The following is a 22359-nucleotide window of genomic DNA, read 5'->3' as shown; positions in this document are numbered from 1 at the left end:
TCAGTTTCCTTTCACGAGGTCGTGTTCGCGTAGCCATGCCGCGACGGTGTCGCCGACGAATGCGACTTTGTCCGGTTGACCGGTCAGATAGTGGAGCCCGTTCTCCACGGGTGTGAGCTGCTTGTCGTCGTGTCGGACGGCCTCGTACATCTCGATGGCGTAGGACGGGAAGCACACCTGATCGGCGGTTCCGTACATGATGAGCGTCGGCGTGCTGATTCTCGACATGTGCAGCGGACCATCACAATTGGATGAGTCGAGACTCCATTGGGACAGCCAGGACCGCAGACTGCTGTAGTGCGCGAGAGACGCGGGCATCAGGTTGGCGACCTTCGCCGGTCCCCACATCGTGCCCGGTTCGCGGTCCGACGGGTCGAGGGTCACGTCGAGGAAGCGCGGATCCGCGATCGTCCCGTGCACCACGAAGGGCAGATCCTGCAGCTCTCCCCCGGACCGCTCGAGTCGGTCGAGCTGATCGCGGACCCACCCGGTGATCCGACGATTCCGAGCCACCTGAGCGGCCCGGTAGTGGTCCACGAACTCGCGATCATAGGGCGGGGAGATCCTGCCGCTGAACAGATCCAGTTCCTCGTCGCGCCGCCACGGGTCGTGCTCGTCGACGACGGCGGGGTCGATCCAGTCGGTGAGAACCTGGGCACGGCCCGGGTGTGCCATGAGCTGCAACACGGCGTCGGCCGCGGGCAGCTCGGCGGCGGTGAGGTCCGGCGGGTCACCCGCGGGGGTCGAGGTGATCGTGGGTCTCTCGGCCTGGCTTTGATACATGGCTGCCAGGCCGCCACCACCGGAATTGCCGATCAGAACCACGTTCTCGTAACCGCGTTCGCGGAGATGTCGGATCGCCGAACCGATGTCGAGCACGCAGTTCTCCATGGTGAGTGCGCTGTCGTTTCCGACGTACCGGGTGGCGAGCCCGACCGCGTCGACACCTCGGGACGCCAGGGTGTCCAGGAGGTAGTGGCCCATGAAGTTCGATGTCGGATGGACGATCAACGCGACGGTGCGTGAGCGGTCGGACGCGCGATGGAGCGCACCCCAGATCTTTCCCGCCATGCGCGCGACACCTGAGTACACGTCGATACGGTCGCTGGCCTGCATGGGAATGGCGAGTAGTTCCATCACGATCGTCCTGCCTCTGATTCTCGTCGAGCGTGCGTCGTGGGCGATGTCCGGAGATTGCGGCCGGCGATCCGTCCGAAGGCCAGGGCATGCGCGACGGCGTTGCCGCCTCCCACATACCGGTTTCCCAAGACCCCACCGGCCGCTTCGCCCGCTGCGTACAGTCCGGGAACCGCGCGTCCGAGCTCGTCCTGGACTCGCGCCCGGTCGTCGATCCGTAGTCCGGTATGGGTGCAGACCAGTTCGCCGGGCACCAGTCTCACGGCGTAGTACGGACCGGTGTCGACCGCCGGCGGCGTGGGTTGGCGCTTGGCCGCACGGGTCTCGTGACGGAGGAACTCGTCGTCGACACCGGAGTGGCAGTAGTCGTTGAACGCGGCGACGCTGCCCGCGAGCGCCACACCCGGTACACCCATCCGGGCGGCGAGTTGCTCGACGGTGTCCGCTGTCTCGATGGTGCCACGCTGTACTTCCTCGGAAACCCGGTCGGGCGACCAGTCTTTGTACCCTTCCGGCAACGCCAGTCGGCCGGCCTCGTCGAACACCGCCCACATGACGCCGCCACGATCGCGGTAGATGCCGCCGCTGATCGCGTACGGAGCATCCTCATCCATGCAGCGCACGCCGTTTCCGTCGACGTACAGTCGCGACGGCGGCGGGAAGCCGCTGGTCCAGTGGTGCGCCGTCTGGATTCTGGCGGTGAGGACGGTCAGTCCCCAGCCGTGACCGAACAACCCGAGTCGGTGCTTGTCTGCGAATCGCAGGTGGTCACCACGTGATCCGGTCCCCGAGACGACGAAGAGATCGTCACCGGCGGCGAGTCCCTCGGGGAAGTACCGTTCGAGCGCGTGGACGTCACGGGTGAAGCCGCCGGACGCCACCACCACGTTCGGTGCCGACACCTCCGTTTCGTCGACGCGGACGCCCGCGATCGAGCCGTCTCCGGACCGGACGAGGTCGTCGACACGAGTGTTCAGGACGACATCGACCCCGAGCGATGCACAGCGTCGTGACAACACATCGACGATCGCCTGCCCCTCGCCTCGCGGAACGTGGCCTCGGGCAGAGTCTTCCACACCGGCGCGGGTGATCCCGGGTTCGTGGGCGTTCGTCGTCTGCAACGGTGGCACATCGACGCCGAGAGCCAGCAGCCAGTCGACCACGTCGGCGGTCTCCCGGCAGAACGCGCGGGTGGGCCCGGGCAGCACGCGCCACTGGTTGAGATCCATGTAGTGCTGGAACATTCGATCCGCCGAGTCCGCGATGCCGGCGGATTCCTGCACGGACGTACCCGCGGCGGTGAACATTCCCGACGACAGCGCCGTCGAACCACCGATGGACGATTCGGCCTCGAAAACAATCGCGCGCGAGCCGTTTTCGGCGGCGGTGGCGGCCGCGGCGAGCCCCGCTCCGCCCGCGCCCACGACGACGACATCGAAATCGGAGTTGTGGTCAGACATGGCGCGACCCCCCGTCGACCGGAATGTTCGCGCCGGTGACGTAACCGGCGTCCTCGGACAGCAGGAATCTCACCACCGAGAAGATCTCGTCGACTCGACCCATTCGTTGCAGTGGGACCCGGCCGACAGTGGCGTCGTACAGATCCGGATCGTCGCGCATGAACTGGGTCAGCGCGGTGTCGACATAACCTGGTGAGACCGCGTTCACCCGGATGCGATGGTTCCCGAGTTCGATGGCGGCGCTGTTGGTCGCCTGGAGAACCGCGGCCTTGGACGAGCTGTAGGCGGTGCGGTTCGGGCGAGGCTTGGTTCCGGCGATCGACGCGATGTTGACGATGCTGCCCCCGCCGTGGAGTCGCATATGTCTTGCCGCGGCCTGGGTTCCGAAGATCACTCCCTCGACATTCACCCGGAGGGTTCGGTGAAGGAGTTCGACGCTCATGTCCTCGAGGCTGCTCTCTTGGAACACTCCGGCGTTGTTCACGTAGAAGTCGAGGCGTCCGAACTCCTCCACCGCAGCGGCGACGGCCAGCTCGTGATCGCCGGCCGAGCCGGCATCCATGTCGCTGGCGACGGCGCGGCCACCGTGTCCTCGACCGGAGATCCGTTCGGCAACCGAAGTCGCACTGCTGCTGTTGAGATCGGCCACGACGACGTTCGTCCCCAGGAGCGCCAACCCGTCCGCGATCGCCGCACCGATTCCGCGACCTGCCCCCGTCACCACCGCCGACATGCCGTCGAAACTCATCGGTTCCCCCCGTCGAGTTCGGCGAGAATCCGGCGGTAGGTGCCGCCCGACAGCAGACCGCCGTCGACGACGAGGTCGGTACCGGTCATGTACGAGGAGTCGGGTGACAGCAGAAACGTGACGACGCCGGCGATCTCCTCCGGCTGCGCGATCCGCGCCATCGGTATCGATCGCACGTTGCTGTCGACGTAGGCACCACCGTCCTCGGCCGAATGCAGCATCGGCGTGTCGACCAGTCCGGGATTCACCGAGTTCACCCGGATTCCGTCCGGGGCGAATTCCAGCGCAGCGGTTTTCGTCAGACCGCGTGCGGCCCATTTGCTGGCGGTGTAACCGGCGGAGTAGTACCCCAACATGCCCGAGATCGACGCGATGTTGACGATGGAGGCGCCACGCTGCTTCGCCAGCATCCCGTGGCAGGCCCGCATCCCGAGGAAGAGTCCGGTGGAGTTGACCGCGAAGACGCGATTCCAGTCGTCGAGCGAGGTCGCCGAGATGCCGGTACGCACACTGATTCCGGCGTTGTTGACCAGACCGTGCAGTTGTCCGGACTCGGCCTCGATGCGGCCGACCGCTGCGTCCCAGCCGGATTCGGAGGTGACATCGAGCGCGCAGGCGTCGGCCGCATACCCTTCGGCGCCGAGAGCCGAGGCGGCGGCGCGGGCGCGGTCGGCATCGACGTCACCGATCCACACATGCCCGCCGGACTGGGCGACGCCGCGTGCGATTGCCAGGCCGACTCCGGATGCGGCGCCGGTGACGAGAACGCACTTGTCCTGCAGGAGAGAACCGTTCACAGCGACAGGTCCAGCTTGCGGGTCCCGGTCACCGTGAGCGCACCGATCAGTGACAGGACGGCCACGAGCGTGAACAGACCGGCAGGAGCAAGTGCGTTGCCCGTCGTGTTGACCAACAGCGCCGCGACGAACGGAGCGGTGCCACCGAGAAGGGTGTTCGCCGTGTTGATGCCGAGAGCGAGGCCGGAGTAGCGGACCCGAGCGGACAGCATCTCGAGGGCCGTCACCATCGCCGTCCCGTTCACCATGCAGACCGATCCGAACAGGATGGACTGTCCGACTATGGCTCCGACGACACTGCCGGATCCCATCAGGATGAAGGCGGGGAAGGCGACGACGACACCGATTCCGGCCGAGCAGACCAGGACGGGCCGGCGCCCGAACCGGTCACCGAGCATTCCGGACACCGGAAGCAGGGCGGTGCCGAAGCCCAGGGCGACAACGGAACACAGGAAGGCGAAACTCGGACTGTGATCGCCCTGGATCTGCAGATAGGACGTCGAGTACACGGAGGCGACGTAGTATCCGCCGGTGCCGATGGCCAGCATCAGGATGATCTGACCCACCTCTTTGCGAGCGGTCCGCAGTAGCGCCAGAACCGGCACCTTGTGTACCTCCACCTCGTCAGACGCCTTGACGGCGTCGAATTCCGGTGAGTCCTCCAGGGTGACCCTGATCCAGAGGCCTATTGTTCCCAGCACGACGCTGAGCAGGAATGCCACCCGCCACGCCCAGTCGTACAGGACTTCCTCGGACACCATGCTCGCCAAGGTCAGCGCAACAATCGAAGCCAGGATCGACCCGAGGGTGCTGCCCATGTTGACGACCGAGGTGTACAACCCACGCCGGCGGGCCGGCGCACTCTCCGCGACCAGGACATTCGCGCCGCCGAGTTCACCGCCGGCCGCGAATCCCTGCACCGAGCGGCAGAGGACGAGAACAATGGTCGCCCAGATGCCCCACGTGGCGTACGAGGGAAGGACGCCGATCAGCGCGGTCGCACCGGTCATCAACAAGATGGTGGCCGTCAGAGCCGGCTTGCGCCCGTACTTGTCTCCGATCTGACCGAAGACGATGCCACCGGGGATCCGGACGAAGAACGCCACGGCGAATGTCGCGAAGGTCGCCAGGACGGCGGTCCCCTCGTCCTCCGCGGCGAAGAACTTCGCGCCGAGGACCGTGGCCATCAGCCCGTAGATCGCCAGGTCGTAATACTCGACCACCGTGCCGAGCAATCCCGCCCGCAACACCTTGTTCGGCGACTGACGACCTGGGGTCGCCTCCACCGATGCCTGAACCTGCCGCACTTCAACCATCGGCATCCTCTCGAATGTGAACCATGTGAGGTCATTAAATGAACTCGCTGACTGTAACGCGGATCACTTCTCGAAGTCAAAGGTCAGGGCAAAGAGAGACGGTGAGTCCGACCGGTCTCACCGAAGCGGCATGTGGCACGATGGGTCGAACTCGCTAGAACGAAAGGAAATATGGCGTTGACGTCGTCGTCCGGTGCCTCGTTCCTCAACGGCAGCGACATGCCGTGAACATCTCGACGACGGCCGACCAGGCACTCCGGGTCTTGATCGAGCTCGGTTCGACGCCGAATCAATCCCCGGCGGAACTCGCTCGCGCGCTCGACCTGAACCGCACTGCCGTACACCGGCTTCTCGCGACGTTGCATGCCCGAGGTTTCGTCCGGCGGGTCGGTGGGACCGCGATCTACTCGCTGGGACCCACCGTGCTGCGGCTGGCCGACTCGGTGGAGCCCGACGTTCAGCAGGTGGCGCGCCCCATCCTCGAGCGACTCTCGGAGCAGACGTCAGAGACGGTCCTGCTGTTCGTGCCGGACCTGGCCGGGCCGGAGCCGCATGCCGTGGCGGTCGATCAGGTGGAGACGCATGCACACGTCCTGCGGGTGCAGTTCGACATCGGTCATCGCATTCCGCTTCATCAGGGCGCTGCGGCCCTGTCGATCCTCGCCGCTTCCGCGGATGACGTCGTCGAGACCTCGCTGTCGTTCGCGCCGGACCCCGATGCGGTCCGATCGGCTCTCTCCACTGCGCGCCGATGTGGATACAGCTCCACCCACGACGAGCTCCTACCCGGGGTCGCCGGAGTCGCAGCACCGATCACGAACGAGCGCGGCGCTCCGCTCGGCAGCATCTCCATCGCGGTCCCGACGAGCCGAGCCGGGCAACTCGCCTCCTGGACAGGCGATCTGGTCGCTGCGGCCGCCGAAGTCGCGGCGATGCTCGAGACCGGTGGAGGCCGAACCGGGGTCGAGGGCGAGAACCCGGCGTCCGAATAGACTCGAGTACGAACAAGGTTCAGCGAAGCGCCACAGTCAGTTCCGCCCCGGTTGCGTCGATGACATCGTCGGTCGTCACCGAGGGCGCGAGTTCACGGAGGATCAGGGAGCCGTCACCGGGCACGTCGATGACAGCCAGGTCGGTGATTATCCGATCGACCACTCCCTGCCCGGTCAGCGGAAGAGTGCACTCCTCGACGATCTTCGGGAGCCCGTTGCGGTCGGTGTGCTCCATCAGGACGATCACACGTGCTGCGCCGTGCACGAGATCCATCGCGCCTCCCATACCCTTGACCATCTTCCCGGGCACCATCCAGTTGGCCAGGTCGCCGGTCTGCGACACCTGCATCCCGCCGAGCACAGCGGTGTCGATGTGACCGCCGCGGATCATGCCGAATGACAGGGCCGAGTCGAAGAACGACGCGCCGGGTCTGACGGTGACGGTCTCCTTGCCGGCGTTAATCAGATCGGCGTCGATCGCCTCGTCGGTCGGGTAACCGCCGGTCCCCAGGATGCCGTTCTCCGAGTGCAGCGTGACGTGCACGCCGGCCCTGAGATGGTCTGGAATGAGAGTGGGCAGACCGATACCCAGATTGACGTACTCGCCGTCGATCATCTCGGCTGCGGCGCGAGCTGCCATCTGATCGCGGGTCCATCCACTGGTTCGGCGTGCGATTGTGGTCATGGCTGTCCTCCGACGACGGTGACGGTTCGCTTCTCGATTCGCTTCTGCTGTGCCCCTGTGTGCACGACGCGTTGCACGAAGACCCCGGGCAGGTGCACCTCGTTGGGGTCGAGGTCGCCGGGCTCGACCAGCTCTTCCACCTGAGCGATGGTCACCTTGCCGGCCATGGCCGCGAGAGGGTTGAAATTCATTGCGGTCTTGTCGAATACGAGGTTGCCCTCAGTGTCGCCCAGCCGCGCGTGCACCAGGGCGAAGTCGGCGTTGATGGCCTCCTCCAACACGAAGCGACGACCGCCGAACTCACGCGTCTCCTTGGCCGGCGAGGCGATCAGCACCGACCCGTCCGCCCCATGGCGCCAAGGCATCCCGCCGTCGGCGACGGGGGTTCCGACGCCGGCGGGCGTGAAGAATGCGGGGATGCCGGCGCCACCGGCGCGAAGCCGTTCGGCCAGGGTGCCCTGCGGAGTCAGTTCGACCTCGAGCTCACCCGCGAGGTACTGCCGGGCGAACTCCTTGTTCTCCCCGACGTATGAGGCGGTGACCCGGGAAATCTGCCCGCTCGACAGCAGTATGCCCAGGCCGTGATCGTCGACCCCGCAGTTGTTCGAGAACACCCGCAAGCCGGTGGTCCCGGCCTCGGCGAGCGCTTCGATCAGCCGATCGGGTACGCCACACAGCCCGAAGCCTCCGACGGCCAGCGTTGCGCCGTCCCTGATATCGACCACCGCGGCTGTCGCGTCGGCGAACATTTTGTCGGCCATGACGCTCGTCACCTTCTCTCGTTCATTGGTTGATCTGGTCCGGTCGGCGATCAGTCTCCGAGAACTTCTTCTGTAGTGGCAATATTCGGTCTCGATTTGCTCGCCCACCGAACACCGAACCTGACGGCGTTCGTTGAATGAACGCTACGATCCGATCATGGTCACCTCGCGCACTCCGGTCATCGCACGAGCCGCGCGACTCTTGCGGGCCGCCGGCGCTCACGCCCCGAACGGCGCGTCGACGACGCAACTGGCGGCGGACACCGGGCTCGCGCGCCCGACCGCGCACCGCCTCCTGGTGACGCTGGCCGACGAGGGATTGATGGATCGCGATTCGACGTCCGGTCGGTGGAACCTGGGGCCCGAACTGTTTCTCCTCGGCGCCGGCGCCGGCGCCGGCCGGCGGTACGACATCACCGATGACGCACGCGACCTGATCGATCGGGTGGCGCGCGAGACGGGTGAGAGTGCGTTTCTCTCCGCCCGGCGGGGTGATGAGACCGTGTGCACCCACAGCCAAGAGGGCAGCTTCCCGCTCCGATCCCACGTCCTGCACGAAGGGGTGCGGTTTCCCCTGGGGGTGGCGTCCGCCGGTCTGGCCATCCTGAGCCATCTGCCCGACGGCGATGTCGAGGCGTACCTGGGTCGATCGAACCTGTCGGCGGACTGGGGCGACACGCACAGCGAATCTGCGATCCGCCGGCGGATCGCCGCTACGCGCGAGAAGGGTTATGCGGTGAATCCCGCGCTGCTGGTGGAAGGAAGCTGGGGGTTGGGCGCTGCGGTGTTCGATCACAGCGGACGGCCCGCGTGGGCATTGAGCGTGACGGGCGTCGAGACCCGCTTCGGCGACGTTCGTCGACGGGAAATGGGCGCACTCCTGCTCAACACCGCCCATGAACTCTCTCAGCGGCTCCGGGGCCACCACACCGCCCGTTGACGCGGCCACCCCGAACGGTCTGGACGCGTGCTTCTCCGGATGCCCACTGTCGTACCGTGAGACGCGATGCGTATCGCGGTGGTGGAAGACGACGACGGGGTCGGTGACGCGCTCGTGGACGCCCTGAACGAGGTCGGCCACGAGCCCCGTCGGATGCGGCGCGGTGCCGATCTCCTCCTCGGTCACCGGGAATTCGACCTCGCGCTGCTGGACCTGGGACTGCCCGACGAGGACGGGCTGACCGTGCTGCGCCGGTTGCGGGCGGTGAGTGAGATGCCGGTCGTGGTGCTCACCGCGCGGCAGGACGAGAGGTCTGTGGTGCGGGCGCTCCGCGGAGGCGCCGACGACTATGTGGTGAAGCCGGCGCGCCTCGGCGAGCTGATGGCGCGCCTGGAGGTGGCCGCCCGTCGGCGCACCGTCGACACACCGGCACCCGCGGCGCGACAGATCGCCGCCGGCGACATCGTCGTCGACCTCGACGCGCGACTGGTGACCGTGGCCGGCACCGACGTCGCCCTCACTCCCAAGGAGTTCGAACTCCTCGCGCACCTCGTCGCCCGGCGGGGTGAGGCGGTGAGCCGCGAACAGTTGATGGACGCGATCTGGGGCGACGCCTACGTCGCCATCTCGCGCAGCATCGACGTCCACATGACCGCGCTCCGGGCGAAGCTCGGCAGGCCCGGCGTGATCGAGACGATCCGCGGGTACGGCTACCGCTGGGGTTCCTGAACGATGTGGCGGCGCGTGCTGCTCGTGCTCGTCGTCTATTCGGCGATCGTGGTCCTGGGTCTGGCGGTACCCCTCGCGACGACGGCGAGTCGTGAACGGCTGCAACGGTTCACCGAGAGCCGGACCGCGTCCGCGGTCTACTTCGCCGACCTCGCCGATCGGGAACCGGAGATGCGGGGCACCGAGTTGCAGAGCGCCGTCGAGCGCTATCGGGATCTCTACGGGGAAGGTGTCGTGGTGGTCGATCGGGCCGGCACGACGCGGGCCGCAGCCGGGCTCACGGCCCGGTCACCAGAGGTCGCCGACGCCGTGTCCGAGGCGTTGCGCAATCAGCGCACCCGGGTCGCGTCGGGGTTGACGCCGTGGTCGCCCGGATCGGTTCTGGTGGCGATGCCGATCGGCACGGGCACCCAGGTCGACGGCGCAGTGGTCATCGAGGCGTCGACCTCGGCGGCCAGACGCGACGTCGCCGAGACCTGGGCGGTGATCGCCGGTGGGGCCGTCGCGATGCTCGTGGTGGGGTCGCTGATCGCGGTTGCCCTGTCGCGGTGGACGGTTCGTCCACTCACCGCGTTGACCACCCGGGTGCGCTCGCTGCGCGCATCGATCATCGACCGCGTTCCGGGTGCGAACGAGCCGAGTCAGAGCGGACTCCGCGAGCACCGGCACAGCGGCCCGCCGGAGGTCCGTGAGCTGGCCCGGATCTTCGACGCGATGGCCGACGACGTCGAGAACGCAACCGCGGCCCAGCGCCGTCTGGTCGCCGACACCGCGCACGCCCTGCGAAATCCGCTCGCCGCGGTCCGCTTTCGTCTCGACGCTCTCGGTCTGGGCCTCACCGGCAGATCGCTCACCTCGCATCAGAAGACGCTTGTGGAGATAGACCGGCTCGACCGCATCGTCGAGGACCTGCTCGTCCTGGCCACTGCCGAGTCACGACCCGTCGGCGCCGTGACGGGGGTCTGCGACGTCGCCGCCGTACTGACCGAGCGCCACGACTTCTGGGCGGGCGCGCTCGCGGATGCCGGGCTGTCGGCGTCGATCGCACTGCCATCGGGACGAGCGTCCTCGACGATCGCCGCGCTCGACGAGGACGACCTCATCCGGGTGACGGACGTCCTCATGAGCAACGCGGTCCATCACGCCGGACCGGGCGCGTCTGTCGAGCTGGGCTGCCGGTCCGAGGGAACGCGCGTCCGGGTCTGGGTGGCCGACACCGGTCGCGGTGTGACGGACGACGAATTGCCTCGCGTGACCGAACGGTTCTTCCGCGCGTCGACCGGCGGCGTACCGGGGTCCGGACTCGGGTTGTCCATCGCTGCGGCCCTCGTCGACGCGGCCGGGGGCGAGCTGAGGGTTGCTGCCGGACGTCCCACCGGACTGCGGGTGGACCTCTGGATCCCGGCAGCGGAGGTCGACGTGGAGGACCTCTCCTAAGGGAGTGTTAGGAAACGTCGATCGGCTTCCGTTTCGCCTGTGACTGCGTTCACAGTGTTAGGGGCACCGACGCCGGACCGGGTCGGGAGCACGTTCGACGATCTGGAGGACCCCGATGACCGACTCGCCCACCCGGCAGCCCGCGGACGCCCGGAGCGCACCGCCGACCTCGTCGGCCGCGGCGACGCGCCGTGCCGTGCTCAACACCCTGCGAGGGTCCTCCGGCAACCTCGTCGAGTGGTACGACGTCTACGTCTACACGGTGTTCGCGACGTACTTCGAGAGCCAGTTCTTCGACTCGGCCGACAAGAACTCGACCGTCTACGTGTACGCCATCTTCGCCGTCACCTTCCTGATGCGGCCGGTCGGCTCCTGGTTCTTCGGCCGGTACGCCGACCGTCGGGGCCGACGGGCCGCGCTGACCTTCAGCGTGTCGCTGATGGCGGCGTGCTCCCTGGTCATCGCGCTCACACCGGGTCGCGAATCGATCGGCGTGTGGGCGGCGGTCGTCCTGGTGCTCTGTCGTCTGGTGCAGGGATTCGCCACCGGAGGCGAGTACGGCGCGTCGGCCACCTACATGTCCGAGGCGGCCACCCGCGAGCGTCGCGGCTTCTTCTCGTCGTTCCAGTACGTCACGCTGATCGGCGGACACGTGCTGGCACAGCTCACCCTGCTGGTGATGCAGGTGTTCCTCGACAAAGAGCAGATCTCCGACTTCGGTTGGCGCATCGCGTTTCTCATCGGCGGTGTGGCCGCGGTGGTCGTCTTCTGGTTGCGCCGCAGCATGGACGAGTCGCTCACACCGGAGCAGTTGGAGGCCGTGCGCAGCGGGGCCGACTCCGAGTCCGGATCGATTCGCGAACTCGTCGTGAACTACTGGCGTCCCCTGCTGGTCTGCTTCCTGGTCACGATCGGCGGCACCATCGCCTTCTACACCTACAGCGTCAACGCACCGGCCATCGTCAAGACCGCCTACGAGGACCACGGCCGCACCGGGACGTGGATCAATCTCATCGGCCTGGTGTTCCTGATGGTGTTGCAGCCGATCGGCGGAATGATCAGCGACAAGGTCGGACGCAAACCCGTCCTCATCTTCTTCGGCGTCGGCGGTGTCCTGTACACCTACGTCCTGATCACCTACCTGCCCCAGACGACCTCGGTGGCAACGTCGTTGACCCTGCTCGCCGTCGGCTACGTGATCCTCACCGGTTACACCTCGATCAATGCGATCGTGAAGGCGGAACTGTTCCCCTCGCACGTCCGTGCGCTGGGAGTGGGTCTGGGTTACGCGCTCGCGAACTCGGCATTCGGCGGCACCGCACCGCTGATCTACCAGGCGGCGAAGAACGGCGGTCACGTCCCGTGGTTCATCGCCTACGTCACGATCGTGATCGCGGTGTCGCTGATGGTGTACATCTTCGTCCTGCGCAACAAGGCGGAGACGCCGCTCGATCGCGAGCAAGGGCGGGCCTTCCTCGACGCAGGGGTCGGCGCGCGACGGGCCTAAGGTGGCACCATGTCGTTCGCGCGCGGGTCGGTGGGCCGGCGGACCATGCTCCGCGGTGCCACCGGCCTGGGCGCGCTGCTCCTGGTGTCCGCGTGTGGGACCGAGCGCGGGGCGCCGGTCCGCCTGGCCGCCGGCGAGTCGGGCGGGTTCTTCTGGGAGTTCGCCGGACTGCTCGCCGCGGCGGCCGACCGGTCGGGCGCGCCGCCGATCCGCCCGCGTCGGTCCGGTGGCTCGGCCGAGAACCTCGACGCCCTGGCAGAGGGTTCCGCAGACCTGGCCATGAGCCTCAGTGACACGGCCATCGAACGTGCGAATCCACAACTGACCGCTCTCGGTTGCGTGTACGAGAACTACTTCCAGGTGGCCGTCCGCGCAGATTCCGGCATCGCGACGATCGCCGATCTGCGCGGACGGGTGGTGAGTGTCGGCGCGCCGGGTTCCGGTGCCGCGGGACTCTCCGAGCGGGTACTCGTCGCGGCCGGTCTCGACGCCGACCGCGACATCCGGCCGGTTCGCCAGACCATGCGGGACGCCGGCTCGGCGCTCGCCACGGGAGCGGTCGACGCCGTCATGTGGGCGGGTGGTCTGCCGACCCCGGCATTCACCGACCTGCGCGTGCCGATCGCCCTCCTCGATCTCGGTGGAGTCGTGGCGGCCTTACGACGGGAGCACGGGCCGGCGTACGAGCCCGTACGCATCCCGGCCGACATCTACGGCCGACACCCGGCGGTCACCACCGTCGGGGTCGCGAACCTGCTGCTCGCCCGTCGGGATGTGCCGGACGCGACCGCCGCGGCCGTCGTCGATCTGCTCCTCGACGACTCCGCACACCTCGTACCGTCGCAGGCGATCGGCAGTCAGTTCCTCGACGCGCAGTCATTGATCCTCACCGGCCCCATCCCCCTGCATCCGGGTGCCGCGCGTGAGTATCGCCGTCGGCACGGGTGAGCACACCTGCCGTTCACCGTTAGGGTGAGCACATGAAGCAGATGGCTTCCCGCCGCACCGAGTTCGTTACCGGATTGTTCGTGGTCACGCTGATCGCCGCCGGGTGCGGCACCTCAGATGCCGACGACTCACCCACAGGAGTCCCGACGACCGGGTCGTCGACGACGACCGCAGCGGCCGGCGACACGACGGCCTCCTCCCCTGTCGCGCAGAATGCCACGCCCGAGCCCACCGAGGTGACGGTGATGGGCGAGGACGACGTGGAGGTGACCCTCACCGGTCCGATCGCGGTGAAGTACGGGTCCGCGACGGGGGCACAGCGAGAAGCCCTGGGTAAGCCGCTGACCGGGGATCACAACGCGGGGACGCGCGAGAGCGGCGTTGTCTATCAACAGTTCCGCGGTGGTGTGATCATCGCGAAGAGCAGTGAAGCCGGAACGCCCGCCTACATCGTCACCTCCGGCAAGATCCGCGACGCGTGGAACACCGAGCGCGGGCCGGACGGGGTCCCGTTGCTCACCGGCACCAACGGTTCGGCCGGCCCGCTGGGGGTGCCCACGAGCGACGTGACAGTCGACGGAGACCTCGAGGTGGTGACCTTCGAACACGGCAGGATCACCGAGAACACATCGACGGGCGAGGTGACCGTGACGGTCAACGGTGAGACTGTTCCGGCGGGTCTGAAGTAGCCGATGGGACGCCGGATGGTCACGATCGCTGTCAGCATGGTGGTCGCGGTCGCCGGCGGTGGATGCTCGACGCAACCCGAGCCGTCGTCGTCGCCGACTTCGAGCAGCACACCATCTGCGGCAACCGCTCCCCCTGTACCTGCGGGAACGGAATCGGTCGACGTCGTCCGCGTCGAGTATCTCGATGACGCCGATGCCGACCCCGCCGAGAACTGGGCGAATCTGTACCTGCCTACCGGTGAGCAAGCCGACGACTCGCTGCCGCTCGTGACGATCATCCACGGTGGCGGTTGGGAAAGCCGTGCGGGCGCCGAGCAATTCGACGAGATGGCGAGGGATCTCGCCGATCGTGGGCTGGCGGTTTACAACGTGGAGTACCGACGCCTGGGTACGGGCGGCGGGTGGCCCACCACCTTCCACGATGTGGCTCGCGCATTGGATCACGTGCCCGCGTTGGCAGAGTCCTACCCGCAGTTGCGAATCGACGACGAGTTGGTGATCGGTCACAGCGCCGGTGCGCAATTGGCCGTGTGGGGCGGCACGCGCCATCGCCTCACCGACGATGAAGTCGGCTCGCGTCCGGCCTTCGTTCCATCGCGAGCGGTGTCCATCTCGGGGCCCCTGGACATGCGCTATGCGGTCGGCCACGGCAACAACCGCGTCATCACTCACATACTCGGCGGCACACCTCAACAAGTCCCCGACCGCTACGACTCGGTGGATCCCATCCGCAATCTCGACCCCGCGCTACCGGTCACCATGTTTCACGGTCTGGCCGACACCGATGTCGATCCGAACAACTCGCGCCGCTATACGCGCGCCCTCGACGCCGCCGGCGGCTCGACCGAGCTGCAGCTGTTCGACGGCGAAACCCACACCTCACTCGTGCATCATCAGTCTCCCGCCTACAACCGCATCCTCGACCGGCTCGACGAGATCGCTCGGGCCGACATCGATGAGCTGCGCGACGAATAGCTACGCCGCGGCTCGGACGACCGGCCCCGATCGAGTTGCGTTGCGTTCCTTCCATTCCCACACGGCGTAGAGCACCTCGGTGGTGTATCCCAGATCCATCCGCCCGCCACCGACCGGCACCGTCGCCGTTGCACCGATCCGGGAATCGGGCACCCAGCCCACCGGTTTCGAGGTCGGCGGGGCTGCCACGATCTCGACACCGTCCGGACTGCGAAAGGTGAACCGCTGCTCGCCGTGCGCGGTGATAGAGAACTCACCCCGATGCAACGACCGATGACACGACCCACACAATAAGATCAGATTGTCCGGATCCGTCCGCCCACCCGCCGACCAGAACCGCACATGGTGGGCATGCAGATGACGCGTCCGACCACACCCGGGCATCTGGCAGCACCGATCGCGGAGGAATAACGCCCTGATCAGGGCCTTGTTCGGCGCCCGCGACTTACGCCCCAGACCCAACAACGCCAGCTTCCCCGGCTGCCCGGGAACCCTGCGGCTCACCACCTCCCGCGTCGACGCCCCGCACCGAGCTTCGGCGACCTCGACCTCCGACAACCCGGGACCATCATCGAGATGAGCGTGCTCCATCCCTGCACCGGCATGAACGAGGATCTCCGCACCCGGCGCGAGTTCAGGCATCGCGATCCCGTCATGCACCATGTCAGCCATCACCACCACCGCCGGCGCCACATTCGACGGCACCTGCCGCCACAAATCCCGACGCCGCGACGGAACCACCTCCGAATCGCCGCCACCCGACTCAGGTTCAGTGTTCCGCGGAACACTCTGCACGGCCGGTAGATCCGGGTCATCGCAGGTGCGAGTGCGTTCATACTCCGCACGCACCGCCCCGGCCAGAAACCGCGCACCATCCAACGGACTCAACCGCAACGACACCGACAACGACCCATCAGCATTCCACTTCCACCGACCCGTCGACTCCACCGGCGGCCGGCTCACGTCCTCGACACCACGATCACGATCGATCTGAACCATCGCCCGCACCGCCCGATCCAACTGACTCGCCGTGCACGACAACGCCAGATTCACCAACTCGGCCTCCCGCTCCGAGGTGGCCACCCGCGTCAACGCCCGAACCTTCGAATACGACAACCGGCCCTCACCGAAAGCGTTGCGAATCACCGGCAATGCTCGTATCGCCTTGGCGACCCTCACATGCTCATGCGCCGTTCGCGGTGCGATGCCGGCCTTCCACGACAACCAGTGCGCCAGCGAATGAATCCCGGGCCCCCGCCACGACTCCCGCTCATCCAGTTCCGCCACCAGTTCAAGAAATGTTGCTGACAGAGCCGTGATCTGCGCGGCATACCCCAGTACCCTGCCCTCGAGCACCTCATCCGTCAGCGACGCCGGATCCGCACCGTCGAACATCGACGACACATCCCCACCGGAACGAAAAGCACTGACCCCCACCGCAACCCCCTGAACCGAACGAGAAGTACAGCAATAAGGTATCGCCCGGCACCGACAGTCTTTCGGGGCTCAACCTGAGGTCACGAGTGTTCCGCGGAACGCTTCGCCGGTTGGCGGCGGCCTCGACTCAGCTCGCCGCGCTCCCCCGCTGCGCGACCTTCGGTTCGATCACCTCGGTCGCGTAGGTCATTCCCCACTCGTTGAGGGCGGTGACGAAGGGGCGCAATGCCCGCCCCTGTTCGGTGAGCGAATACTCAACTCTCGGTGGGACTTCGGGATAGGCAGTGCGCTGCACGATGCCGTCGCTCTCGAGTTCGCGGAGTTGGCGGGTGAGCACTCGTGGTGTCACCGGACCGACTGCCCGCCCCAGCGCGCCATATCGCATCGGCCCCTCCAGGAGGTTCTTGACGATCGTCATCTTCCACGACCCGCCGAGCACGGCGACGCTCACCTCGACCGGGCACACCTCGTAAGCGCGTCGAACCGGGTCCCGTAGGACGGACTCGTCCTGGTTCTCCATCGTCAGACTCCTGCCGTCGGCGTGGACACTCTCGTCCATATGGACAATATTGTGCATACTACCGGCGGGGCCCACTAAGCGATAGACAGAAGTCATGCACCTTTCCATCGACCACTCCGAGAACTCTGTGGACCACGACTTCGCTCGCTTCACCTCCCCGACGGTCGGAGCAGGCCTTGGCTCGGTCGCGATTCTCGCGTCCGTCGCGACTGCGGCCCTCTCCGACACCGGAACACTGCCGGGGTTGATCGGGATGGCCGGCGCCGGGGCGCTCCTGGCCCTGATGCAGATCGCCGTGCAGTGTCAGGCGGCGATACTCGTCCTGCGAGACAGACGGTGGCTTCCGGCACTGCCGGCCGCGGCGATCTGCGCCGCGACACTGACCGCGCTCTACCTGCTGGCCTTCGATCACGCTGCCGGCTGGTACCTGCTCCTCGTCAGCTCAGTAGCTGTCGCCGGGTATGTCGCGGTGCTCGGGACGGGCGTATCCAGCGCTGCGGTCAGCCGTCGAGCAAGCTCAACACCTTGGTGACCGTGGCCCAGTTGCGCATAGTGCTGACGTTCTCGGGTGTGGTCGGGACCGGCCGACGGTTGAGCTCGGCGGCCAACTGACTGCGACCAAGGCCTTTCGGGGTGTGCAGGTACACCCGCCGCCCGATCACCACACCCGAGTCCTCGCTACCGTGCCCTCGCGCCCGCACGACGACGGCGGGGCGGGACGTCGAGCCGCTCGCCGATCCGATTCTCGAGACCACCAGCCAGTTCAGTGACGTCGACTGCGCAGCTGGTGAACACCAGGTTGCCGCTCTGAATGTAGGTGACCACATCGGTCAGTCCCATCGACTCGGCGACCCCACGGAGGTCCGACATCGAAATCCTGTTGCGCGCGCCCAGATTGACTCCGCCGAGAAACGCGACATGGGTACGCACGGTCTGAAGCTAGCGGTCGGTCGACACCCGAGGCAATCAGGTCACCCACGCAGCCATCCGCGTCGCCGACGGCGCCGAACGTCATACCGAGGACACACCAAGGCACCGGTGAAGCCAACTGCCGACGCCACCAGGCGAACCTCGTGGCGCTGCCATCTCATGGACGGGCGACTTCGAGCGAACAGGGAGGCAGGGCTACATGAGAGCAGATGGCTTCGAACCGGTGGTCGTCGACGATGATGATGACGCGTCCCCGGCGGGTCGAGCTCTCGCAGTGGTTTCGACGCAGCGCGATCACCTCATCGTCCTGACCGTGCACGGCAGCATCGACCTGCTCACCGTCCCGCAGTTGGGTGCGGCCGTTCTGGAAGCAGTGAGCGAGCTACCCCGAGGGCTGATCGTCGACCTCACGGCCACCGACTTCCTCGCGTCGTCCGGCATCGCCGCGCTACTCGTCGCTCACGCGGCCGTCACCCCGGCCGGCCGATTCGGCATCGTCGGCGGGCATCCCGCCATCACTCGGCCCCTGCGGCTGACGGGCCTGGATGACACTCTCGACCTCTACCCCTCCCTGGCCGACGCGTTCTCGGCGATGGTCCTGGACTGAGGGCGCCGGCTCACTCCGCGCCGAGAAACTGGACGAGGATCGCGTTCACCGCCTGCGGCGCCTCGATCGGGATGAGGTGCGTCCCGGGGATCACGGCCAGCCGTGCACCCGGAATGGCGGCGACGACGTCGCGGCTGTGCTCGAGCGTCACCTCGTCGCGGTCACCCTGCATGACCAGCGTCGGTGCGGTGATCGCGGCCAGATCACCGAGATCGATCTCGGGTTCGGAGTTGATCATCGCCATCGTCTTGTCGAAGACGACCTGGAAATGCTCTTGCCCGTCCGGGGATTCGGACGCGTAGTCGGCAGCGAAGAACTCCATCAGCTCGTCGTCGGCGGAATCGAGCGCGTCGAGGATGCCGCCGACCGCCCGGCCCGAACTGTTGTAGTACTGGCCGATCAGGACCAGATGCCGGACCAGGTCGGGCCGCCGCAGCGCGACCAGCACGCCCACCACCGCGCCATCGCTCCACCCGACGATCTCGGCCGGACCACCGACCACTTCGTCGAGGTAGGCGATCGTCTCCTCGGCCATGTCCGCGTAGTGGAACTCGTCGGTCACGTCCTGGCTGTGTCCGTGACCGTGACGCTCCGGACAGAACACCTTCCACCCCGCGTCCACAAGGGCCGGCACCTGCCCGCCCCACGACGACGCACCCGAGAAGGCGCCGTGGAGCAGCACGAGCGGTTGCCCGTCGCCCTGGATCTCGTGCCAGACACGGGTATTCGGCGTCGGATGACTGATGGTCGTGTACTCGCGGATCGGAGAGGTCACGTGACCACCGTACGGGGGCATCGGTGCGGCCGATGAGAAACCGGCGTCGAGCAGGTCAGCCCTGTCGAGTGCACACACGACGAGAGGGAGTCCCATGCCCACCGACACCACGCAGGCACGATCGATATCGGCGGCCGCCGATCACATGCTCGCCCTGACCGCCACGGTCGCCGACTCCTGGGATGACCCCGCCGCCTGGGACGGCATGACCCAGGCGGGCGGTGTCGAACTGCCGGCCGAGATCATGGGACTCGTGGCGCTGTCAGAGCTCGTGCTGCACGGCTGGGACATCACACGTGCGATGGGCATCCCGTTCGACATCTCCGACGACATCCTCCAGGTCGTCTTCGACCTCCACTACCCACCCCAACCACAGGACGAGCGCGAGGGAATGTTCGGGCCGGTGGTCGAGGTGCCCGACGACGCGCCCATCGTCGACCGGCTCGCCGGCCTGACCGGCCGGGATCCGCAATGGTCGCAGGTAACCCCGGAGAACTAACCGTTCAACGGCCAGCCGGTGATCTTCTTCTCTCGCGGCGGGGCGTAGGTCCGCACCTTCGACGTCGAGAGTCCCATCCGGACAAGACCTTCGGCGATCGTGACGGCTGAACGCACGCCGTCGACGATCGGGACGCCGGTCGCTTCGCGGACCTGCTCCTCGAGCTCGGCCATCCCGCCGCAGCCGAGGCAGATCACCTCGGCGTGATCGTCGGCCACGGCGCGCGTCGACTGTTCGACGATCGCCTTGACCGCACGCTCCGGGTCCGACTCCAGTTCCAGCACACCGAGTCCCGAGGCCCGAACCGATGCGCAGCGCTGATCGAGGCCGGCGAGCTTGAGCCGGTCCTCGATGAGCGGGACGGTCCGATCCAGCGTCGTCACGACCGAGAAGCGGTGTCCCAGATACATCGCCGTCGACGCCGCGGCCTCGGTGATGTCGACGACGGGGACCTCCAGAAGTTCCTGCAGTCCCTCGCGTCCGTGCTCGCCGTACCCGGCCTGGATCACCGCGTCGTACGGCTCCGGGTAGGCGAGGATCGCGTCCATCACCGCGATGGCGGCGAGGTAGGACTCGAAGTTGCCCTCGCACGAGTCCGCGCCGAATCGCGGTGTGATGCCGACGATCTCGGTGCCCGGTGAGGCCACCGATCGAGCCGAATCGGCAATGGCCTCGGTCATCGACTCGGTGGTGTTCACGTTGGCGACGAGGATGCGCATCAGATCTTCTTCCTGATCAGTGGGTGCTGGCGACGGAGATCGGCTCGCCCGAGACCTCGGCGAACGGCCCGCGACGGTCGGCGACCACCAGGTAGACCACCGCCCCGAGCCCGGCGCCGATGAACCAGGAGAATTCCGAGATCACTTCGAAGGCCGGGACGAACGCCATCACCAGGGCGATGGCGGCGGTCGGGACCAGCGCGGCGACGGCCCGCATGTTCACCCCGCCGCGGTAGTGGTAGGCGGCGTCGGGAGCCTCGCTGAACAGCGCGGGTACGTCGATCCGAGCACGCCGGACGAGCCAGTAGTCGGCCATCACGATGCCGAACAGCGGTCCGAGAAGCGCACCGAGCCCGCCCAGGAAGTAGTTGATCACCGCGGGAGAGTTGTAGAGGTTCCACGGCAGGATCACCAGCCCGATGACCGCGGTGACGAGCGCTGCGCGCCGGAAGTCGAGATGCCGCGGAAAGAGGTTCGACAGCGCATAGATCGGCGCGACGAAGTTGGCCATGAGGTTCACCGCGACGGTGAGAATGAGCAGCGCGAGGCAGGCCAGCACCAGCAGGAAGGTGTTGGGTACCGTCTGGACGATGTCCGCCGGCGATTCGATGACCGTGCCGTTGATCCGGAACTGCGCGCCGGCGAGGACGACCACGATGCCGCCGAAGAGCAGCATGTTGAGCGGGATGCCCCAGAAGTTGCCGCCCACGATGGCTTTTCGCGATTCGGCGTTTCGGGTGAAGTCGCAGAAGTTGAGGACGAAGGTGCCGTAGATCGCGACCCAGAGGCTGGCGCCACCGATGATCTGGAGCCACATGTCCACGCCGGTCAACGAATCGGGCGTCGACCACGCGATGGTCCAGTCGGCGTTGCTGAGCATCCAGATGGCGAGGGACACCATCGTGATCAGGATGACCGGACCGGCGAACGCCTCGTAGCGGCGGATCATCTCCATGCCGTAGCTGACGATGATCACCTGGATCACCCACAGGGACACGAAGGCGATCCAGCCCAGGGTCGACAGCCCGAGGAAGCGGTTGGTGTCCAGATCGGCCGCGCCGGGGAACAGGGCCACCAGCATGATCCGCAGGACGACGGAGGCGAGGTAGGTCTGGATGCCGAACCACGCGATGGCCACTCCGCCACGGATGAGGGCGGGGATCTGCGCGCCACGGATGCCGAACGAGATGCGGCTCATCACCGGGAACGGCACACCGGTCTTCTCCCCCATGAACCCGGAGAGGTTCAGCAGCAGGAAGAGGAAGACGCCGCCCAGCACCAGCGCGGTCAGGATCTGCCAGCCGCCGAGTCCGAGCGCGAAGAGTCCGATGGCGAAGGCGTAATTGCCCAGGCTGTGGACGTCGTTGGCCCACAACGTGAAGATGTTGTAGCTGCTCCAGCGTCGACCGACACGGCTCGTGGGCGCGAGGTCGTCGTTGTAGAGCTTCGGACTCAGCCCATCCGGGACGACGCCGGTGGTACCGGAGACATCCTCACCGACGGGAACTGTGTGCTGCTCAGTGCTCATCTCTGCACTTTCGGTCGGACGGTCGGCGATGACCGCGCTCCTACACTTGCGGGAGTTCCGTGATGTGGAATCGGATTTCCGCGTTCGTGACAGTTAGCCCCACGCTCAGGGTCGTTGTCAATAGCATGACCCTGCGCTACTCGCGAGTTACGTTCCGAAATAACAGCGCGGGATTCCATGATGAGGAATAGTGTGAGCTAGTCTCTGGATCGACCCAGGACAC

At 66.8% G+C, this 22359-nt stretch carries 24 protein-coding genes; 11 read left to right on the top strand and 13 right to left on the bottom strand.

From position 1 onward, the window contains the following. From BCM27_RS06720 to BCM27_RS06700, 5 genes are read right to left on the bottom strand one after another with little or no spacing between them, the layout of a single operon-like run. Positions 1-1137, bottom strand: coding sequence for a serine aminopeptidase domain-containing protein (locus tag BCM27_RS06720; RefSeq protein ID WP_004020217.1), 1137 nt, complete (start codon positions 1135-1137; stop codon positions 1-3). After that, entirely contained in the window at positions 1137-2597 is a 1461-nt protein-coding gene (locus BCM27_RS06715; protein WP_004020218.1) for an FAD-dependent oxidoreductase, read from the bottom strand. Before BCM27_RS06715 ends, BCM27_RS06720 begins: the two co-directional genes overlap by 1 nt. Beyond that, entirely contained in the window at positions 2590-3345 is a 756-nt protein-coding gene (locus tag BCM27_RS06710; protein ID WP_004020219.1) for an SDR family NAD(P)-dependent oxidoreductase, read from the bottom strand. Before BCM27_RS06710 ends, BCM27_RS06715 begins: the two co-directional genes overlap by 8 nt. Beyond that, positions 3342-4142: an SDR family NAD(P)-dependent oxidoreductase gene (locus BCM27_RS06705; RefSeq protein WP_004020220.1), complete on the bottom strand. Its 801-nt coding sequence runs from the start codon at positions 4140-4142 to the stop codon at positions 3342-3344. Before BCM27_RS06705 ends, BCM27_RS06710 begins: the two co-directional genes overlap by 4 nt. Then, positions 4139-5458, bottom strand: a complete 1320-nt coding sequence (locus tag BCM27_RS06700) for an MFS transporter (RefSeq protein WP_004020221.1) — start codon at positions 5456-5458, stop codon at positions 4139-4141. Before BCM27_RS06700 ends, BCM27_RS06705 begins: the two co-directional genes overlap by 4 nt. A 224-nt stretch (positions 5459-5682) precedes the next feature. Here BCM27_RS06700 and BCM27_RS06695 point away from each other — a divergent pair, with 224 nt between their 5' ends. Further along, positions 5683-6450 carry an IclR family transcriptional regulator gene (locus BCM27_RS06695; RefSeq protein WP_004020222.1) on the top strand — a complete coding sequence of 256 codons (768 nt, stop codon included), beginning with the start codon at positions 5683-5685 and terminating at the stop codon, positions 6448-6450. A 19-nt stretch (positions 6451-6469) separates the two neighbouring features. Here the strand turns inward: BCM27_RS06695 and BCM27_RS06690 are convergent, their stop codons facing one another. Continuing rightward, positions 6470-7135, bottom strand: coding sequence for a 3-oxoacid CoA-transferase subunit B (locus BCM27_RS06690; RefSeq protein ID WP_004020223.1), 666 nt, complete (start codon positions 7133-7135; stop codon positions 6470-6472). Next, a complete protein-coding gene (locus BCM27_RS06685; protein WP_004020224.1) occupies positions 7132-7896 on the bottom strand; it encodes a CoA transferase subunit A in 765 nt (254 codons plus the stop codon). The genes BCM27_RS06690 and BCM27_RS06685 overlap by 4 nt, the downstream gene beginning before the upstream one ends. Positions 7897-8053: 157 nt before the next feature. Here BCM27_RS06685 and BCM27_RS06680 point away from each other — a divergent pair, with 157 nt between their 5' ends. The 7 genes from BCM27_RS06680 to BCM27_RS06650 all read left to right on the top strand — a co-directional run bounded on the left by BCM27_RS06680 (position 8054) and on the right by BCM27_RS06650 (position 15121). Continuing rightward, entirely contained in the window at positions 8054-8836 is a 783-nt protein-coding gene (locus BCM27_RS06680) for an IclR family transcriptional regulator (RefSeq protein ID WP_033205024.1), read from the top strand. Between the two features lie 66 nt (positions 8837-8902). Then, complete coding sequence (locus BCM27_RS06675) at positions 8903-9565, top strand: response regulator transcription factor (protein WP_004020226.1); 663 nt, start codon at positions 8903-8905, stop codon at positions 9563-9565. A 3-nt stretch (positions 9566-9568) separates the two neighbouring features. Then, positions 9569-11002 carry a sensor histidine kinase gene (locus BCM27_RS06670; protein ID WP_004020227.1) on the top strand — a complete coding sequence of 478 codons (1434 nt, stop codon included), beginning with the start codon at positions 9569-9571 and terminating at the stop codon, positions 11000-11002. A 115-nt stretch (positions 11003-11117) separates the two neighbouring features. After that, positions 11118-12509 (top strand): MFS transporter, encoded by a 1392-nt coding sequence (locus BCM27_RS06665; protein ID WP_004020228.1) that lies wholly within the window; start codon positions 11118-11120, stop codon positions 12507-12509. 9 nt (positions 12510-12518) lie between these two features. Further along, positions 12519-13457, top strand: a complete 939-nt coding sequence (locus BCM27_RS06660) for a TAXI family TRAP transporter solute-binding subunit (RefSeq protein WP_004020229.1) — start codon at positions 12519-12521, stop codon at positions 13455-13457. 32 nt (positions 13458-13489) lie between these two features. After that, on the top strand, positions 13490-14146 hold the full coding sequence (locus BCM27_RS06655) for an LGFP repeat-containing protein (protein ID WP_004020230.1): 657 nt from the start codon (positions 13490-13492) through the stop codon (positions 14144-14146). A gap of 15 nt (positions 14147-14161) precedes the next feature. Next, the gene (locus BCM27_RS06650) at positions 14162-15121 is read left to right on the top strand and encodes an alpha/beta hydrolase (protein ID WP_004020231.1); all 960 of its coding nucleotides are present in this window, start codon (positions 14162-14164) and stop codon (positions 15119-15121) included. On the opposite strand, the gene BCM27_RS06645 is transcribed toward BCM27_RS06650, so the two are convergent. After that, the gene (locus tag BCM27_RS06645) at positions 15122-16516 is read right to left on the bottom strand and encodes an HNH endonuclease signature motif containing protein (RefSeq protein WP_004020232.1); all 1395 of its coding nucleotides are present in this window, start codon (positions 16514-16516) and stop codon (positions 15122-15124) included. Positions 16517-16685: 169 nt separating this feature from the next. Then, complete coding sequence (locus tag BCM27_RS06640; RefSeq protein WP_373278281.1) at positions 16686-17117, bottom strand: winged helix-turn-helix transcriptional regulator; 432 nt, start codon at positions 17115-17117, stop codon at positions 16686-16688. Between the two features lie 55 nt (positions 17118-17172). Between BCM27_RS06640 and BCM27_RS06635 the strand changes: the two genes are divergently transcribed. Next, complete coding sequence (locus BCM27_RS06635; RefSeq protein WP_004020234.1) at positions 17173-17610, top strand: hypothetical protein; 438 nt, start codon at positions 17173-17175, stop codon at positions 17608-17610. A 146-nt stretch (positions 17611-17756) separates the two neighbouring features. Here the strand turns inward: BCM27_RS06635 and BCM27_RS06630 are convergent, their stop codons facing one another. Further along, positions 17757-18008, bottom strand: coding sequence for a DUF1697 domain-containing protein (locus BCM27_RS06630; RefSeq protein ID WP_051987047.1), 252 nt, complete (start codon positions 18006-18008; stop codon positions 17757-17759). Between the two features lie 199 nt (positions 18009-18207). On the opposite strand from BCM27_RS06630, the gene BCM27_RS06625 reads away from it, so the two are divergent. Further along, positions 18208-18615, top strand: coding sequence for an STAS domain-containing protein (locus BCM27_RS06625; protein WP_033204984.1), 408 nt, complete (start codon positions 18208-18210; stop codon positions 18613-18615). 10 nt (positions 18616-18625) lie between these two features. Here BCM27_RS06625 and BCM27_RS06620 read toward each other — a convergent pair whose 3' ends face one another. Further along, positions 18626-19390 carry an alpha/beta fold hydrolase gene (locus BCM27_RS06620; RefSeq protein ID WP_004020240.1) on the bottom strand — a complete coding sequence of 255 codons (765 nt, stop codon included), beginning with the start codon at positions 19388-19390 and terminating at the stop codon, positions 18626-18628. A gap of 94 nt (positions 19391-19484) precedes the next feature. Between BCM27_RS06620 and BCM27_RS06615 the strand changes: the two genes are divergently transcribed. Then, the gene (locus BCM27_RS06615; protein WP_004020241.1) at positions 19485-19889 is read left to right on the top strand and encodes a TIGR03086 family metal-binding protein; all 405 of its coding nucleotides are present in this window, start codon (positions 19485-19487) and stop codon (positions 19887-19889) included. Here BCM27_RS06615 and BCM27_RS06610 read toward each other — a convergent pair. After that, the gene (locus tag BCM27_RS06610) at positions 19886-20608 is read right to left on the bottom strand and encodes an aspartate/glutamate racemase family protein (protein WP_004020242.1); all 723 of its coding nucleotides are present in this window, start codon (positions 20606-20608) and stop codon (positions 19886-19888) included. The genes BCM27_RS06615 and BCM27_RS06610 overlap by 4 nt on opposite strands. A 16-nt stretch (positions 20609-20624) precedes the next feature. Continuing rightward, entirely contained in the window at positions 20625-22136 is a 1512-nt protein-coding gene (locus BCM27_RS06605; RefSeq protein ID WP_004020243.1) for an NCS1 family nucleobase:cation symporter-1, read from the bottom strand. Positions 22137-22359 lie beyond the last annotated feature (223 nt).

The sequence above is a fragment of the Gordonia terrae genome, assembly GCF_001698225.1.
GTDB classification, from domain to species: Bacteria; Actinomycetota; Actinomycetes; order Mycobacteriales; family Mycobacteriaceae; genus Gordonia; species Gordonia terrae.
This window is presented reverse-complemented; position numbering and strand designations above follow the sequence as displayed.